The following is a 13,366-nucleotide window of genomic DNA, read 5'->3' as shown; positions in this document are numbered from 1 at the left end:
TTCGCTTACACGAAGGCAAAGGTCAGCGCATAGCTGCGGCTCTCGCCGGGCGCCAGCATGTTGAACTCGCCGGCCGCCTCGAGCTCGTCACGCAACACCCAGCGATGCGAAACCGGCTCGATGCCGATGATATGGGCCGGCGCCTTCTGGTTCCGCCAGATCTGCAGATAGGGCAGCGTATCGGCGCGGAAACGCACGCGCAGCGTCCTGCCGCCGATCGCGGCGATCGGACCGAGCCTGACTTCCGCAAAGCCCTCCTCCGTCGCCGGCGCATGAACGCAGAAGATGCCGCCCGGCTCTTCGCCGAAGGTCCAGGGAAAGCCGCCATTCTCCAGCATCCGGCCTTCCAGGCGCGTGCCCTCGTCCAGCCATTTGCCGCCAGTGTTCATATGATACATCAGGAAGGTCGGCACCGTCTGGTCGCTGGTGTTGACGACCCGGTCCTCGAGCCGCACCTCGCCGGTCGCTCCATCGATCCGCCACAGCCGCTCGATGCGCTGCGGCAGTCCCTCGACGGTCACGATGTCGATATCGGCGCGGCATTCGGCATTGCCGTTCTCGAATTTCGTCCACAGCACCTTGGCTGCATGGCCGGAGGCCGATCCGTGCAGCGGATAGACTTTGCCGTCGGCCCGGCCGGGGATCGGCTGGCGATGGCGGATATGGTCAGGCCCGCAGGTGAAGAGGAAACCTTCGAGCGAGTGATCGATTCGCGGATCGCCATCGTCGGGAATGGCCCGCTTCGGCGCGATATCCACGCCTTCGACGATGCATCCGCCGATATCCAGCACCGATGTTTCGTCCAGCATCAGGCGCGGCCCGCTTGCGGCGGCAAATTCGATCATCTCGGGTCTCCTTAGGGAATTATCGGCGGCGTAGGGTTAGGTTTCCCACCGCTCTTCGTCAATCGGCGCCGTTCCCGTCTTGTGTTTCTGCCGCAACCATGGATTTTGCGGAACTGACGCGGAGACGCAAACGTTTATGAGTAAAAGGAAATCTTAGTGATTTTCATATTTTGTTCAGCACGGTTTCATAAATTCCACACTAGCGTCAAAATTGACGGGTGTGTGTCTGCCCAGTCACTGTTCGAGGTGTGAGACGTGAATCGCTTTTTGAAGACGGCATTTTCCGTTGTGGCCGTGCTGGCAGCCTTTGCCGCCGCAGCGCCCGAGGCAGGCGCGCAGCAGTTCCGCGATCGGCGCCAGGGCGACATCGTGCTGGTCACGCCGAACGGCGAAATCCTCGACTATATCCCATCAGGCTTTGCCTATGCCCGCGATCGCAGCGGCAACCGCGTGCTGATCGACGCCTACGGCAATATCGTCGCCACCGAGATGCGCGCCCGCGGCTATTATCCGCCGCGCCCCGGCTCGCGCGAGGTCGATAACGGCCAATACGGCAACGATCCCTATTATGCCGATGACAACGGCTATGGCGATACGCGTTATTCCGAGCGCGGCCCCGTAACCGGCGGCATCCCGCGCGATGCGGTGATTGAGCGCCAGCCGCTCGGCGAGCAGCCCTATCCCGAGGATAACAGCATCGGCAATCCGCAGCCTGGCGACGACTATGCCTCGATCGACCCCGATCAGCAGATCCCGCCCGCCGATGCGCCGAAGGCCGCACCCGAAGAGCCCGTGATCACGCTGAAGAACAAGTCGAAGCCCGAGATCGTTGCGCTGCAGGTCTTCCTCGACCGCGCCGGCATCTCTCCCGGCGTCATCGACGGCCATATGGGCTCGAACGTCACCAAGGGGATCTATGCCTACGACCAGATGACCGGATCGAAGCTCGACCCCAACGACACCGACGCCATTCTCGAAGAGCTGCGCATGAACGGCGGCCTGCCGGTCGTCAGCTATACGATCACGCCCGCCGACGCCGCCGGCCCCTTCGTCGCAGAAATCCCGGAAGACTATTCGCATAAGGCTCTGCTGCCGTCGCTCGCCTATACCTCGACCACCGAAATGCTGGCCGAGCGTTTCCACATGGATGAAGCCTTCCTCAAGGAGATGAACCCCGGCGCCGATTTCAGCGTTCCCGGCACGGTGATCAAGGTCGTCAATCCCGGCGAAGCGAAAACAGGCGAAGTTGCCCGCATCATCGCCGACAAGGGCCGCAAGCAGGTCTTCGCCTATGACAGCGCCGGCAATCTGCTCGCAGCCTATCCGGCCTCGATCGGCTCCAACGACACGCCCTCCCCGTCCGGCACGGTGACCGTCGAGCGCGTCGCCCTCAATCCCGGCTATACCTACAACCCGAAGATCAATTTCCAACAGGGCGCCAACGACAAGATCCTCAACATCCCCCCAGGCCCGAACGGCCCGGTCGGCACCGTCTGGATGGCGCTCTCCAAGCCGACCTACGGCATCCACGGAACGCCCGAGCCTTCGAAGATCGGCCGCACCCAGAGCCACGGCTGCATCCGCCTGACCAACTGGGACGCGACCGAGCTTGCCAAGATGGTCAAGCCGGGGGTGACGGTCGAATTCGTGGATTGACGAAGACGCGGGCGGGATCGGCGCCGCCCGCCATTTGACACAACAATCTAGCGCCGCCCACGACGGCAGTTCAAATTTGCTTCTCCTCTCCCAAAGTTTGGAACCTGAGAGCACGCCAAAAGCTATTAAATCTGTAGATTTTCCTCCATAACACTTTGGAGGTCCCATGAAATCGTTTGTTCGTTTGGCGTTGAGCGCTTTGACGGGTTTGTTCGCAGTCGGGATGGCGCAGGCTGCCGATATCTCGGAAATTCGGGTGGACTGGGCGACGTACAACCCGGTCAGCCTCATCCTGAAGGATGAACGTATCCTGGAAAAGGAATTCGAAAAGGACGGAATCAAAATCACCTGGGTCCAGTCCGCCGGCTCCAACAAGGCGCTGGAATTCCTGAATGCCGGCTCCCTCGACTTCGGCTCGACCGCGGGTGCGGCGGCATTGATCGGCCGCATCAACGGCAACCCGATCAAATCCGTCTATGTCTATTCCCGTCCGGAATGGACCGCACTCGTCACGCGTAGGGATACCGGTATTGCCAAGGTCGAGGACCTCAAGGGCAAATCCATCGCCGTAACGCGCGGCACCGATCCGCATATTTTCCTGGTGCGGGCGCTTGCCGATGCTGGCCTCACGGAAAAGGATGTTTCGCTTGTTCTGCTCCAGCATGCCGACGGCCGCCTTGCGCTGAAGCGCGGCGACGTCGACGCCTGGGCCGGCCTCGATCCGATCATGGCTTCCGCCGAGATCGAAGATGGCGACGTGCTCTTTTATCGCAAGCCGGAAAACAACAGTTGGGGCGTTCTCAACGTGCGTGAGGAGTTTGCCGCTGCCCATCCCGATCTCGTCAAGCGCGTGCTTGCTTCCTACGAAAAGGCACGCGCAGAAGCCTTGAAAGATCCGGCCAAGCTCAAAGCCGCGCTCGTCACCGCCACCAAGCTGCCCGAGACCGTGATCGATCGCCAGTTGGAGCGCACGAATCTCGGCTATTCCGTGATTGGCGATGCGCAGCGCGAGACGATCGAAGCCGCAGGCCTCGCTTTGCAAAAGGCCGATGTCATCAAAGCGGATGTCGATGTTTCCAAGGCGGTATCGGCCCTGATCGATCCCAACTACGCCTCCGCCGCCCTCGGCCAGTAACGCGATAGGAAACCCATTCTCATGTCGTTGGTCGACATCGCGCTGTCATGGCGCAATACCGAAACAGCAAGGGAAACCCGGCCACGCCGGGTTTTGCCTTTCAGTCATCCGATCGTCGGCATCCTATTTCCAGTCGCGTTGTTTGCCACCTGGGAGATCCTGGTCCGCACCGGGCTGGTCGGAGGCCGTTTGATGCCCCCGCCTTCGAAAATCCTCCATACGGTCTATGCACTCGCGGCATCGGGCGATCTGACGACGCATGTCGGCGCGACGCTGCGCAGAGTAGCAATCGGATTTGCCTTCGGCTCGTTGGCTGGAACGGCGCTCGGGGCGCTGACCGGCTATTCCAGGCTGCTCGCACGCCTGCTCGACCCGACGCTGCAGGCGCTCAGAGCCATTCCGTCGATCGCCTGGGTGCCGCTGTTCATCCTGTGGTTCGGCATCTTCGAGGCCTCTAAAGTCACCTTGATCGCCGTCGGCGTCTTCTTCCCGGTCTATCTCGGGGTCTACGGCGCCGTCATCGGCGTCGACCGGCGCATCGTCGACGTCGGCCGCGTCTTCCGGCTTTCGGGGTTCGAACTCATTCGCTTGATCCTGCTGCCGGCGGTTCTTCCGGATTTTGTCCTGGCGCTGCGCGCCGGCCTCGGTCTCGGTTGGATGTTCGTCGTTGCAGCGGAGTTCATGGGCGCGTCGGAGGGCCTGGGTTATCTTCTGGTGGATGGTCAGCAGCTCGGGAAACCGGATCAGATTCTGGCTGCCATCTTGATCTTCGCCGTCGTCGGCAAAGCGACCGACAGCCTGCTCCTGATTGCAAGCACGCCGTTCCTGCGCTGGCGCGACAGCCATACGAGCGGGATCTGACATGCTCGATATAAGCTCTCTATCCAAGATCTATCCCAACGGAACGCACGCGTTGCAAGACTTTTCCCTGAATATCGGAAAGGGCGAACTGGTCGCGGTCATTGGCGGGTCGGGCTGCGGCAAAAGCACTCTACTGAGGCTGTTGTCTGGCCTGGAAGCGCCCACGCAGGGCGAAATCAGCCTCAAGGGACGGCGGCTGACGGAGCCGGACCCGCTGGTGAATATCGTTTTCCAGGAGCCTCGCCTCTTTCCCTGGCTGACGGTCGCCGACAATATCGGTTTCGGCCTGCGCCATCTCTCAGGCAGCGAACGCGACGAGCAGGTATCGGCGGCCCTGGAGAAGATCGGCCTTCGCGGCTACGAGAAACGCTGGATCAAAGAGCTGTCCGGCGGGCAGGCTCAGCGTGTGGCCTTGGCGCGCGCCCTCGTGACGAAGCCGGCCGTGCTTTTGCTGGACGAACCCTTCTCCGCGCTCGATGCGATGACGCGTGTCGAACTGCAAGATCATTTGATCGATCTCTGGCGTGTGAATGCCACGACGATGCTGCTCGTCACCCACGATATCGAAGAGGCGGCGTTTCTGGCGGATCGGGTGGTCGTGATGCGCCCCTGGCCAGGGCGCATTCTCGAAGTGGTCGATATAGGCTTGCCGCGGCAACGCAATCGCATGTCGGACGAACTGGCCTCAGTCAAAAGACGCCTGTCCGACCTTCTGGCCTACTCCCTCAATGAGGGTGGGCGCTCCGCAAGCGCCTGAAAGACGAAATGCGTCACGGGACAAACCGGACGCATTTCATTGGAGAAAGCGGAAAACTGTCAGGCTGCCGTCGCCATCCGGGCCGAGGCCGTCAGCCTGACCGGCAGCTTGCGCATCATTTCCTCGGCGAAACAGGTGGCGTTCTCACGCGCCTTGTCGAGATTGCTGACGCGTGTCGGGTCGATCGTGTGCAGCGTGCCGCCACAGTCGAAGATGTCGCGGAAAGCCGAGCGTTCGATGATCGCGGTGTCCAGCACCGGCACGTGCCGCTCGCTGAGCAGCGACTTGACGAGTTGCAGCGCCCGCGTCGTCACCATCGAGTTGACGCGGGTCAGCACCACCGAATGGCCGATCTTGATGCCCGCCTTCTCGTCCAGATACTGCAGCAGTTCGAGCACCTGCGCCCCGCCCCGCGCATCCATCGCACAGCCCTGGATCGGGATCAGCACGTGGTCGGAAAGGCCGACGGCGGTAGCGAGCAGCGGGTTGCGCGCGCCCGGCAGGTCGACGATGAAATAGTCGGTATTGTGCTTGTTCTCGCTGATATGCTGCGGCAGCGAGGCGGTAGTCACGAAATCGATCACCGAAATATTGGGCACATCGCCGGAGATCTCATGCCAGCGTGAAATCCAGTGCTGCGGATCGGCATCGAGAATGGTGACGCGATAACCCTTGCGGGCAAGCTCGGTCGCGAGCAGCAGAACTGCGGTCGTCTTGCCGGCGCCGCCCTTGGTGTTTGCGAAAGTAATGACTGGCATGTTCGGTCCTCGGAGGAAAAATGGCGCGAGCCGGAATCGCTCTTTTTACGCACCGTCGGAGCATCGTGCGGTTAACCCATCCTTTCCAATCATGGTTAACAAAATCAAAACGCGCGCGGCGAAATTGCAGTCGGTATTTTTCACATCCCTAAAACTAGAGCCTTTCCGGGTTAGATTGCAGCATTCTGTTGGCTCAAACGGAGTCGGATGGTCGACCGGCCGGCGCACGTCGTAGCCCAGATCTACGGCCAAGCCGGCCGGTCGATCAGCCGGCCCGTTTCAGCCAACCCGAAGGGCCGGGCATGTTTCCGCCAGGATCAAAGGCGATCGGCTCGGACGTACCAAGAGGTATGCCCTTCGCCAATCGCCTTTGCCCTGACGAAAACCTGCTTCGGCAGAATGCTGCAATCTAACCCGGAAAGGCTCTAGGGATGCCGCCGATACAAAAAAGCCCGGAGAGCCAATGGCTTCCGGGCCAGTTTGAAGGTCCGCCTCAAGCTTTCAGAAGCAATCCCTGAACAGCGCCTTGGTGTTTTCGAGCGTCATCGCCACCGGGTTGCCGCCCGCACTCGGATCTTCGATCGCCATGGCCGACAATTCGTCGATGCGGTCGGGTGCAATTCCCATCGCCGTCAGCGTATCCGGCACGCCGAGCTCGGAGCGGAGCTTCAGCACATAATCGTAGAAGCCGTCGAAACCGCCCGAAATGCCGAGATAGGCGGCCGCCCGGCCGATCTTCTCCTCGATCGCGGCGCGGTTGAAGCGCAGCACCGCCGGCATGACAACCGCATTGGTCATGCCGTGATGGGTGTTGTAGACGGCGCCGATCGGGTGCGACAGCGCATGGATGGCGCCGAGGCCCTTCTGGAAGGCGACCGCGCCCATGGCGGCGGCAGCCATCATGTTGGCGCGGGCTTCGAGATCGGTGCCCTCCCGATAGGCGCGCGGCAGGAATTCCTTGACGAGCCGCATGCCTTCGAGCGCGATGCCGGCCGACATCGGGTGATAGAAGGGCGAGGAATAGGCTTCCAGGCAATGGGCGAAGGCATCCATGCCGGTGCCGGCGGTGATGATCTTCGGCATGCCGACCGTCAGTTCCGGATCGGAGATGACGACGCCGGGCAGGAACTTCGGATGGAAGATGATCTTCTTCACATGCGTTTCGGAATTGGTGATGACGCTGGCGCGCCCGACCTCCGAGCCGGTGCCGGCCGTTGTCGGCACGGCGACGATCGGCGCGATACCATCGAGGCTCGCGCGCGTCCACCAGTCGCCGATGTCTTCGAAGTCCCAGACCGGCCGCGTCTGGCCGGCCATGAAGGCGACGCACTTGCCGAGATCGAGGCCTGAGCCGCCGCCGAAGGCGACGACGCCGTCATGACCGCCGTCCTTGAAAGCCTTGACGCCGGCTTCGAGGTTCTTCTCGTTCGGGTTCGGATCGACATCGGCGAAGATCGCCCGGCCAAGGCCGGCATCTTCGAGGATATCGAGCGCATTCTTGGTGATCGCCATCGAGGCGAGGCCGCGGTCGGTGACGAGCAGCGGCTTTTTGATGCCGAGGCTCTTGCAGGCGTCCGCCAGTTCCTTGATGCGGCCCCGGCCGAGCTTGACCGATGTCGGATAGCTCCAATTTGCGGTGATGTTGCTGCTCATGCTGTGACTTTCTTCAGGTGGAAGGATTTCGGGCGAGTCAGATTCTGGAAACCGATGATCGACAGCGAGCCGCCACGGCCGGTCTCCTTGACACCGGTCCAGCAGAGCGCCGGATCGAGATAGTCGGCGCGGTTCATGAAGACGGTGCCGGTCTCGATCTCGCGGCCAAGCCGCGCCGCCCGCTCGACATCCTTGGTCCAGAGCGAGGCGGTCAGCCCGTACTGGCTGTCGTTCATCAGGGCGAGTGCCTCCTCGTCGCTCTTCACCTTCATGATGCCGACGGCCGGACCGAAAGTCTCCTCGCGCATGAAGGCCATGGAATGGTCGACATCGACGAGAACCTCAGGCGCGAGATAGGCACCGCCGTCATCCTGGGGGAAAAGCTTGGGGTCGACGAGCGCCTTGGCGCCCTTCGCGACCGCATCGGCGATCTGCTCGCGCACCACCTTGGCGAAACGCTTGTTCGCCATCGGCCCGAGCGAAGTTTCCGGATCGAGCGGATTGCCGAGCTTGTAATTCGAAACCCAGGCAACCGATTTCTCGACGAAGGCGTCATAGAGCGATTCATGCACATAGATGCGCTCGATGCCGCAGCAGCACTGGCCGGAATTATAAGTGGCGCCGTCCATCAGCGTATCGACGGCAGCATCGAGATCGGCGTCTTCCATGACATAACCCGGATCCTTGCCGCCGAGTTCGAGGCCAAGGCCGGTGAAGGTGCCGGCAGCGGCCCGCTCCATCGAGCGGCCGCCTTCGACCGATCCGGTGAAGTTGACGAAATTGAAGCTGCCGGCGGCAATCAGCGCCGACGTGGTCTCATGGTCGAGGAAGACGTTCTGGAACACATCCTCGGGAACGCCGGCCTCGATAAAGGCCTGCACCAGCCGTTCGCCGACGAGCAGCGTCTGCGAGGCATGTTTCAGCACCACCGTATTGCCGGCCATCAGCGCCGGCGCGATCGTGTTGATCGCCGTCATGTAGGGATAGTTCCAAGGTGCGACGACGAAGACGACGCCATGCGCTTCGCGCTCGATGCGGCGCTCGAAACGGTCGCTCTCCTCGACGACGACAGGCGCCAGCGCATCCGCCGCAATCGAGGCGACATAGTTGGAGCGCTCGTTGAAGCCCTTGTATTCGCCGCCGTATTTGATCGGCCGGCCCATCTGCCAGGCAAGCTCCGGCACGACGACATCGGACATCTCGTTCAGTCGTGCGGCGCCCTTCAGGACAAGCTGGACACGCTCTTCAAGCGGCCGTTTCGCCCAGGCCTTCTGCGCCTTGCAGGCGCGCGCCACCACGTCCTTGGCGGCGTCGAGCGAAAGTGCCGCGCGCTCCGCGTAAACCGATCCGTCGACCGGTGAAATGCATTGGATCATTGCCATGATCGTTTCCTGTCCTCGTATCATTCAAAATTCAGGTGGGCGACGGCCCCTTATCCGCCTGCCGGCACCTTCTCCCCGCAAGCGGGGCGAAGGGGGATGGCCGCGACCTCTCCGTTCCTCGCCAACATCTCGCAGGGCACGTCCCCTCTCCCCGCAAGCGGGGAGAGGGTTAGGGTGAGGGGCAAACCCGCAAAATGCTATTAAGCTCTTTCGAACCCGCGCGCCACTTCCCAATCGGTGATGCGGCGGTCGTATTCTTCCTGCTCCCATTCGGCAGCACGGGTGTAATGGTCGATGACGTCGTCGCCGAAGGCTTTGCGCAGCATTGCCGATTCCGTCATTTCAGTCGTTGCCGCGCGCAGCGTGCGCGGGATTTCGCGAATGTCCTTGCCGCCATAGGCGTCACCGACGAAGGGAGCTTCGAGCTCCAGCTTGTTCTCGATGCCGTCGATACCGGCGGCAAGCAGCGCGGCAAAGGCGAGATAGGGATTGAGATCGGAGCCGCCGACGCGGCATTCGATACGGATTCCCTTGGTCTCCTCGCCGCAGAGGCGATAGCCGGCAGTGCGGTTGTCCTTGCTCCAGATCGCCTTGGTCGGCGCGAAGGTGCCGGCCATGAAGCGCTTGTAGGAATTGATGTAGGGCGCCAGGAAATAGGTGATCTCGCTCGCATGGGCGAGAAGCCCGGCGATGTAATTGTGCATCAGCGGCGACATGCCGTATTTGCCGGTGTGATCGAAGAACAGCGGCTTTTCCTCGAGGCTCCAGAGCGACTGATGGATATGCGAGGAACTGCCGGCGGCATTGTAGTTCCACTTGGCGAGGAAGGTGATGGCCTTGCCCTTCGACCAGGCGATCTCCTTGCAGCCGTTCTTGATGATCGCGTGCCGGTCGGCCATGGCGAGCGCATCGGCATAACGCACGTTGATCTCCTCCTGGCCGGCGGACGCCTCGCCCTTGGAGTTCTCGACCGGAATGCCCGCGCCCTGCAGCCCGGTGCGGATCGCCCGCATCACCTCTTCTTCCTTCGTGGTCTGGAAGATGTGATAGTCCTCGTTATAGGCGCTGGCGAGCTTGAGGTTGCGGTAGCCCGCGGTATGCGCCGCCTCATAGCTCTGGTCGAACAGGAAGAATTCCAGCTCGGAGGCCATATAGGCCTTCATGCCCATGTCTTCGAGGCGCTTCACCTGCTTCTTCAGGATCGCGCGCGGCGAATGGGCGACCTCTTCATGGGTGTGATGGTCGAGCACGTCGCAGAGCACGAGCGCCGTGCCCTCGAGCCAGGGAATGCGGCGCAGCGTCGCAAGATCCGGCTTCATCGTGTAGTCGCCGTAGCCCTTCTCCCAGCTCGTCGCCTTGTAGCCGGAGACGGTCTCCATCTCCATGTCGGTGGCTTGCAGGTAGTTGCAGCTGTGCGTTTCCTTCCAGGCGCTTTCGACGAAATATTCCGCCTGGAAACGCTTGCCCATCAGCCGGCCCTGCATGTCCACCTGGCAGGCCAGAACCGTATCGATGCGCCCCTCGGCAACATCCTTCCTGAGATCGTCGATTGTGTAGCTGCTGCTCATGATTGATCCGCCTGAAATTGGAATTGAGAAGATCGGGGCAACGAAATCGCATGCGCTCGGCCGGATGATGGCCTGATGCCTTTTCGTTGAACCGGTGATGGGGCCGCAGGATGCGGCCCCGCCATTGGAGAGGGAAGCCCCGATGCCTTAGCGTTCGCCGCTTTCGCCGACGGCTGCTTCGGCCGCTGCGATCTCGGCCTGGCGTTTTGCCACATCGGCGCCGATCGGCGGCCCCTTGAAGCGCCGGCTCTCGAAGCCGAACCAGACGATTGCGGTGACCACGAGGAAACCGACGGTGATGTAGAGCGCCCATTCGTTCGGCGGCTGGATGCCGAGAATGAAGATCAGGACCATCGCGATGATCGTCAGCACGGCAAAGAGCTTGAAGATCCCTTCGCCGAGGTTCCACGGCCCCATCTTGTCCCACTTCGACGTGCCCCAGGCGAAGAGGCCGAGCGTGATCGGGATCGCGAAGGAGAAGAACAGGAAGATGACCGTGCACGAGACGACGATCGTGTAAACCGGCGTGTCGCCGATCGTAACCAGCGAGGAGCCCCAGACGAACAGCACCGACAGGATCGAGCCGGTCCAGATCGCAGCCACCGGGGTGCGGTACTGCGGGCTGACCTTCGACAGCGCCTTGGAGGCCGGCAGGCCGCCGTCACGCGAGAAGGCGAAGATCATGCGGGAGACCGAGGTGACGGTTGCAAGGCCGCACAGCCACTGGCTGACGAGGATCGCCAGATAGAGGATGTCCTTGACGATCGGGTTCACCTGGCTGTCCATCGCCCAGAAGAACACGTTCCAGCCCTGTTTTGCCGCATCGTCCATGTTCGGCAGCATGAGCACGAAGGCGCACAGCATGATATAGCCGAAAAGCGCCGACCACAGGACCGAAGCGACCATGCCGCGCGGCACCGACTCGGCGGCCTTGACGGTTTCTTCCGACGTATGCGCCGAAGCGTCGTAGCCGGTGATCGTGTAGATCGGCAGCAGAAGGCCGAGCAGGAAGACCCAGGTGCCCGAGGTGGACGGCCAGACGTTGCCGCCGACTTCGCCGGAATAATTAGCGAAGGTGAAGAGGCGGCCGAACTCGTAGGAGGGGGCTGCGAGCAGGCAGACGACCGCGAGCGCGATCGAGCTTGCGAAGATCAGATAGCCCGAAAAATCGGTCAGCTTCGCGGTCAAGCCGATACCCATGTGGTTCACCAGCGCCTGCGCGCCGGTGATGATCACCAGGAACAGGATGCGCACCGTCGTCGTGTCAGTCAGCCCGAGATAGGTGGTGCCGAAGGAACCCATGAAGAAATAATAGGTGCCGACGTTGATGGCGCCGAGCACGGTGACGAGACCGAGCAGGTTGAACCAGGCGGTCAGCCAGCCGGTGAAGCGGTTGCCGAGGATCGAGCCCCAGTGATAGAGGCCGCCGGCCGTCGGATAGGCGGAGCTGATCTGCGCCATGGCGACGGCAAAGACGAGCGAGATGAAGCATCCCACAGGCCAGCCGATGCCGATCGCCGCTCCGCCGGCGCCCGAAGTCGCCTGCGCCAGCGAATTGATGCCGCCGGAGAGGATGCAGATGATGGAGAATGATACGGCGAAGTTCGAGAACGAACTCATTCGCCGTTCGAGTTCCTGGGCATAGCCCATCGAATGCAGGATGTGCACATCCTGCTTCTTATCAAGTTCGGTATAGTCCGACATGACTTCCCCCTGTTCACGACCGGCCGCGGAATTGCGGGCCGGTCCAGTGCCAATTGCCCGCGGCATTTTCGCCATGCGGACGTCCGCAGATTAACTGCTCCCTCGGGTCTTCTTTTTTATTCAGGATTCCAGGCTGTGCTGGAGAAGTCCTGTCAGATAGTCGGCCATGACCCCTTGGCCGCCATCGTCTGCGATGAGGTCGTTGCGGACCTCGATCATCACATTGCGCAAGCCGTTCGAAAGCCCGTGCAGGATCAGCGTGTGGGTCACGCCATCCTCCGGCCCGTAAGGCTGGTTGCGTTCAGTCCTGTAAAGCGGCGCGTCGGCCGCAGCGTCCAGCATGCGGTCGGCAAGCCGGCTGTCTTCGTCGTGCAGTATGCCGAGTTCGACGGCGCGTTGCCGGCCGTGATAGATCGGCGTGAAGCTGTGCATCGTCACGATGACGGTATCCTGCCCCCTCGCCCGCCGATCGCGGATCAGCCCGCGAATGGCGTCGTGGAAGGGCACGTAAAGCGCATCGGTGCGCGCCAGGCGTTCCCCGGCACTCAAATCCTTGTTGCCGGGAATGGCATAGACCTCGCTGGTCTCCGGCATGGCGCCCGGTGAACTGGGCGGCCGGTTGCAGTCGTAGATGAGCCGGGAGAAGCGCTGGTAGACGAGCGTTGCGTCGAGTGCTTGCGATATGCCGCGGGCAACGGCGAGCGCGCCCGGATCCCAGGCGATATGGCTCGACAGCGCTTCGCTGGGCAGGCCGAGGTCGCCGAAGGTGGCAGGAAGCGTTTTCGACGCATGCTCGCAGACGAGCAATACCGGGCTCCGGCCTTCGATGCGCTCGATCCCGACGCAATCGCCGTCCGCTTCGCTGAGGATTTTCGGCCGGGCCAGCACCAATGGCGCCACTCCTATCCCTTAATAAAATATTTATAAGAAAAGAATTCTTCAGGTTTCGACGAGTGTCAAGCGGCCACTGAAAATTTCTTTTCATGACAGCAGTTGACATGGATTATGACAGCGTTGTTAACTTTGGTTGGGAAAGTGGCGCTAGAC

Annotated in this window: 11 protein-coding genes; 4 read left to right on the top strand and 7 right to left on the bottom strand. The window is 61.7% G+C overall.

Annotated elements, in window-relative coordinates:
* Positions 1-5 precede the first annotated feature (5 nt).
* Positions 6-845, bottom strand: a complete 840-nt coding sequence (locus ATY78_RS05370; RefSeq protein ID WP_088681305.1) for an aldose 1-epimerase family protein — start codon at positions 843-845, stop codon at positions 6-8.
* A 255-nt stretch (positions 846-1,100) separates the two neighbouring features.
* Here ATY78_RS05370 and ATY78_RS05365 point away from each other — a divergent pair, with 255 nt between their 5' ends.
* The 4 genes from ATY78_RS05365 to ATY78_RS05350 all read left to right on the top strand — a co-directional run bounded on the left by ATY78_RS05365 (position 1,101) and on the right by ATY78_RS05350 (position 5,254).
* Entirely contained in the window at positions 1,101-2,501 is a 1,401-nt protein-coding gene (locus ATY78_RS05365; protein WP_088681304.1) for a L,D-transpeptidase, read from the top strand.
* 166 nt (positions 2,502-2,667) lie between these two features.
* On the top strand, positions 2,668-3,636 hold the full coding sequence (locus tag ATY78_RS05360; protein WP_245313490.1) for an aliphatic sulfonate ABC transporter substrate-binding protein: 969 nt from the start codon (positions 2,668-2,670) through the stop codon (positions 3,634-3,636).
* Between the two features lie 21 nt (positions 3,637-3,657).
* Positions 3,658-4,497, top strand: coding sequence for an ABC transporter permease (locus tag ATY78_RS05355; RefSeq protein ID WP_088681302.1), 840 nt, complete (start codon positions 3,658-3,660; stop codon positions 4,495-4,497).
* Between the two features lies 1 nt (position 4,498).
* Complete coding sequence (locus ATY78_RS05350; protein WP_088681301.1) at positions 4,499-5,254, top strand: ABC transporter ATP-binding protein; 756 nt, start codon at positions 4,499-4,501, stop codon at positions 5,252-5,254.
* A 59-nt stretch (positions 5,255-5,313) separates the two neighbouring features.
* On the opposite strand, the gene ATY78_RS05345 is transcribed toward ATY78_RS05350, so the two are convergent.
* From ATY78_RS05345 to ATY78_RS05310, 6 genes are all read right to left on the bottom strand, one after another.
* Complete coding sequence (locus ATY78_RS05345; protein WP_088681300.1) at positions 5,314-6,012, bottom strand: ParA family protein; 699 nt, start codon at positions 6,010-6,012, stop codon at positions 5,314-5,316.
* A 501-nt stretch (positions 6,013-6,513) separates the two neighbouring features.
* Positions 6,514-7,665 carry an iron-containing alcohol dehydrogenase gene (locus tag ATY78_RS05330; RefSeq protein ID WP_088681299.1) on the bottom strand — a complete coding sequence of 384 codons (1,152 nt, stop codon included), beginning with the start codon at positions 7,663-7,665 and terminating at the stop codon, positions 6,514-6,516.
* The gene (locus tag ATY78_RS05325; protein ID WP_088681298.1) at positions 7,662-9,047 is read right to left on the bottom strand and encodes an aldehyde dehydrogenase family protein; all 1,386 of its coding nucleotides are present in this window, start codon (positions 9,045-9,047) and stop codon (positions 7,662-7,664) included. Before ATY78_RS05325 ends, ATY78_RS05330 begins: the two co-directional genes overlap by 4 nt.
* A 200-nt stretch (positions 9,048-9,247) precedes the next feature.
* Positions 9,248-10,615 (bottom strand): glutamine synthetase family protein, encoded by a 1,368-nt coding sequence (locus ATY78_RS05320; RefSeq protein WP_088681297.1) that lies wholly within the window; start codon positions 10,613-10,615, stop codon positions 9,248-9,250.
* A 147-nt stretch (positions 10,616-10,762) separates the two neighbouring features.
* Positions 10,763-12,319 (bottom strand): amino acid permease, encoded by a 1,557-nt coding sequence (locus tag ATY78_RS05315; protein WP_190237396.1) that lies wholly within the window; start codon positions 12,317-12,319, stop codon positions 10,763-10,765.
* Between the two features lie 120 nt (positions 12,320-12,439).
* Positions 12,440-13,210: an N-formylglutamate amidohydrolase gene (locus ATY78_RS05310; RefSeq protein WP_088681295.1), complete on the bottom strand. Its 771-nt coding sequence runs from the start codon at positions 13,208-13,210 to the stop codon at positions 12,440-12,442.
* Positions 13,211-13,366: the final 156 nt, after the last annotated feature.

It is taken from the genome of Rhizobium sp. R635 (genome assembly GCF_002211285.1).
Taxonomy (GTDB): domain Bacteria; phylum Pseudomonadota; class Alphaproteobacteria; order Rhizobiales; family Rhizobiaceae; genus Rhizobium.
The sequence above is the reverse complement of the archived record's forward strand: the minus strand, read 5'-3'. Positions and strand labels throughout refer to the sequence as shown.

Coding starts and splice junctions, on each gene's coding strand:
- ATY78_RS05325 (WP_088681298.1), bottom strand. CDS start 9,047: ATGGCAATGATCCAATGCATTTCACCGGTCGACGGATCGGTTTACGCG.
- ATY78_RS05370 (WP_088681305.1), bottom strand. CDS start 845: ATGATCGAATTTGCCGCCGCAAGCGGGCCGCGCCTGATGCTGGACGAA.
- ATY78_RS05345 (WP_088681300.1), bottom strand. CDS start 6,012: ATGCCAGTCATTACTTTCGCAAACACCAAGGGCGGCGCCGGCAAGACG.
- ATY78_RS05315 (WP_190237396.1), bottom strand. CDS start 12,319: ATGTCGGACTATACCGAACTTGATAAGAAGCAGGATGTGCACATCCTG.
- ATY78_RS05360 (WP_245313490.1), top strand. CDS start 2,668: ATGAAATCGTTTGTTCGTTTGGCGTTGAGCGCTTTGACGGGTTTGTTC.
- ATY78_RS05330 (WP_088681299.1), bottom strand. CDS start 7,665: ATGAGCAGCAACATCACCGCAAATTGGAGCTATCCGACATCGGTCAAG.
- ATY78_RS05350 (WP_088681301.1), top strand. CDS start 4,499: ATGCTCGATATAAGCTCTCTATCCAAGATCTATCCCAACGGAACGCAC.
- ATY78_RS05320 (WP_088681297.1), bottom strand. CDS start 10,615: ATGAGCAGCAGCTACACAATCGACGATCTCAGGAAGGATGTTGCCGAG.
- ATY78_RS05355 (WP_088681302.1), top strand. CDS start 3,658: ATGTCGTTGGTCGACATCGCGCTGTCATGGCGCAATACCGAAACAGCA.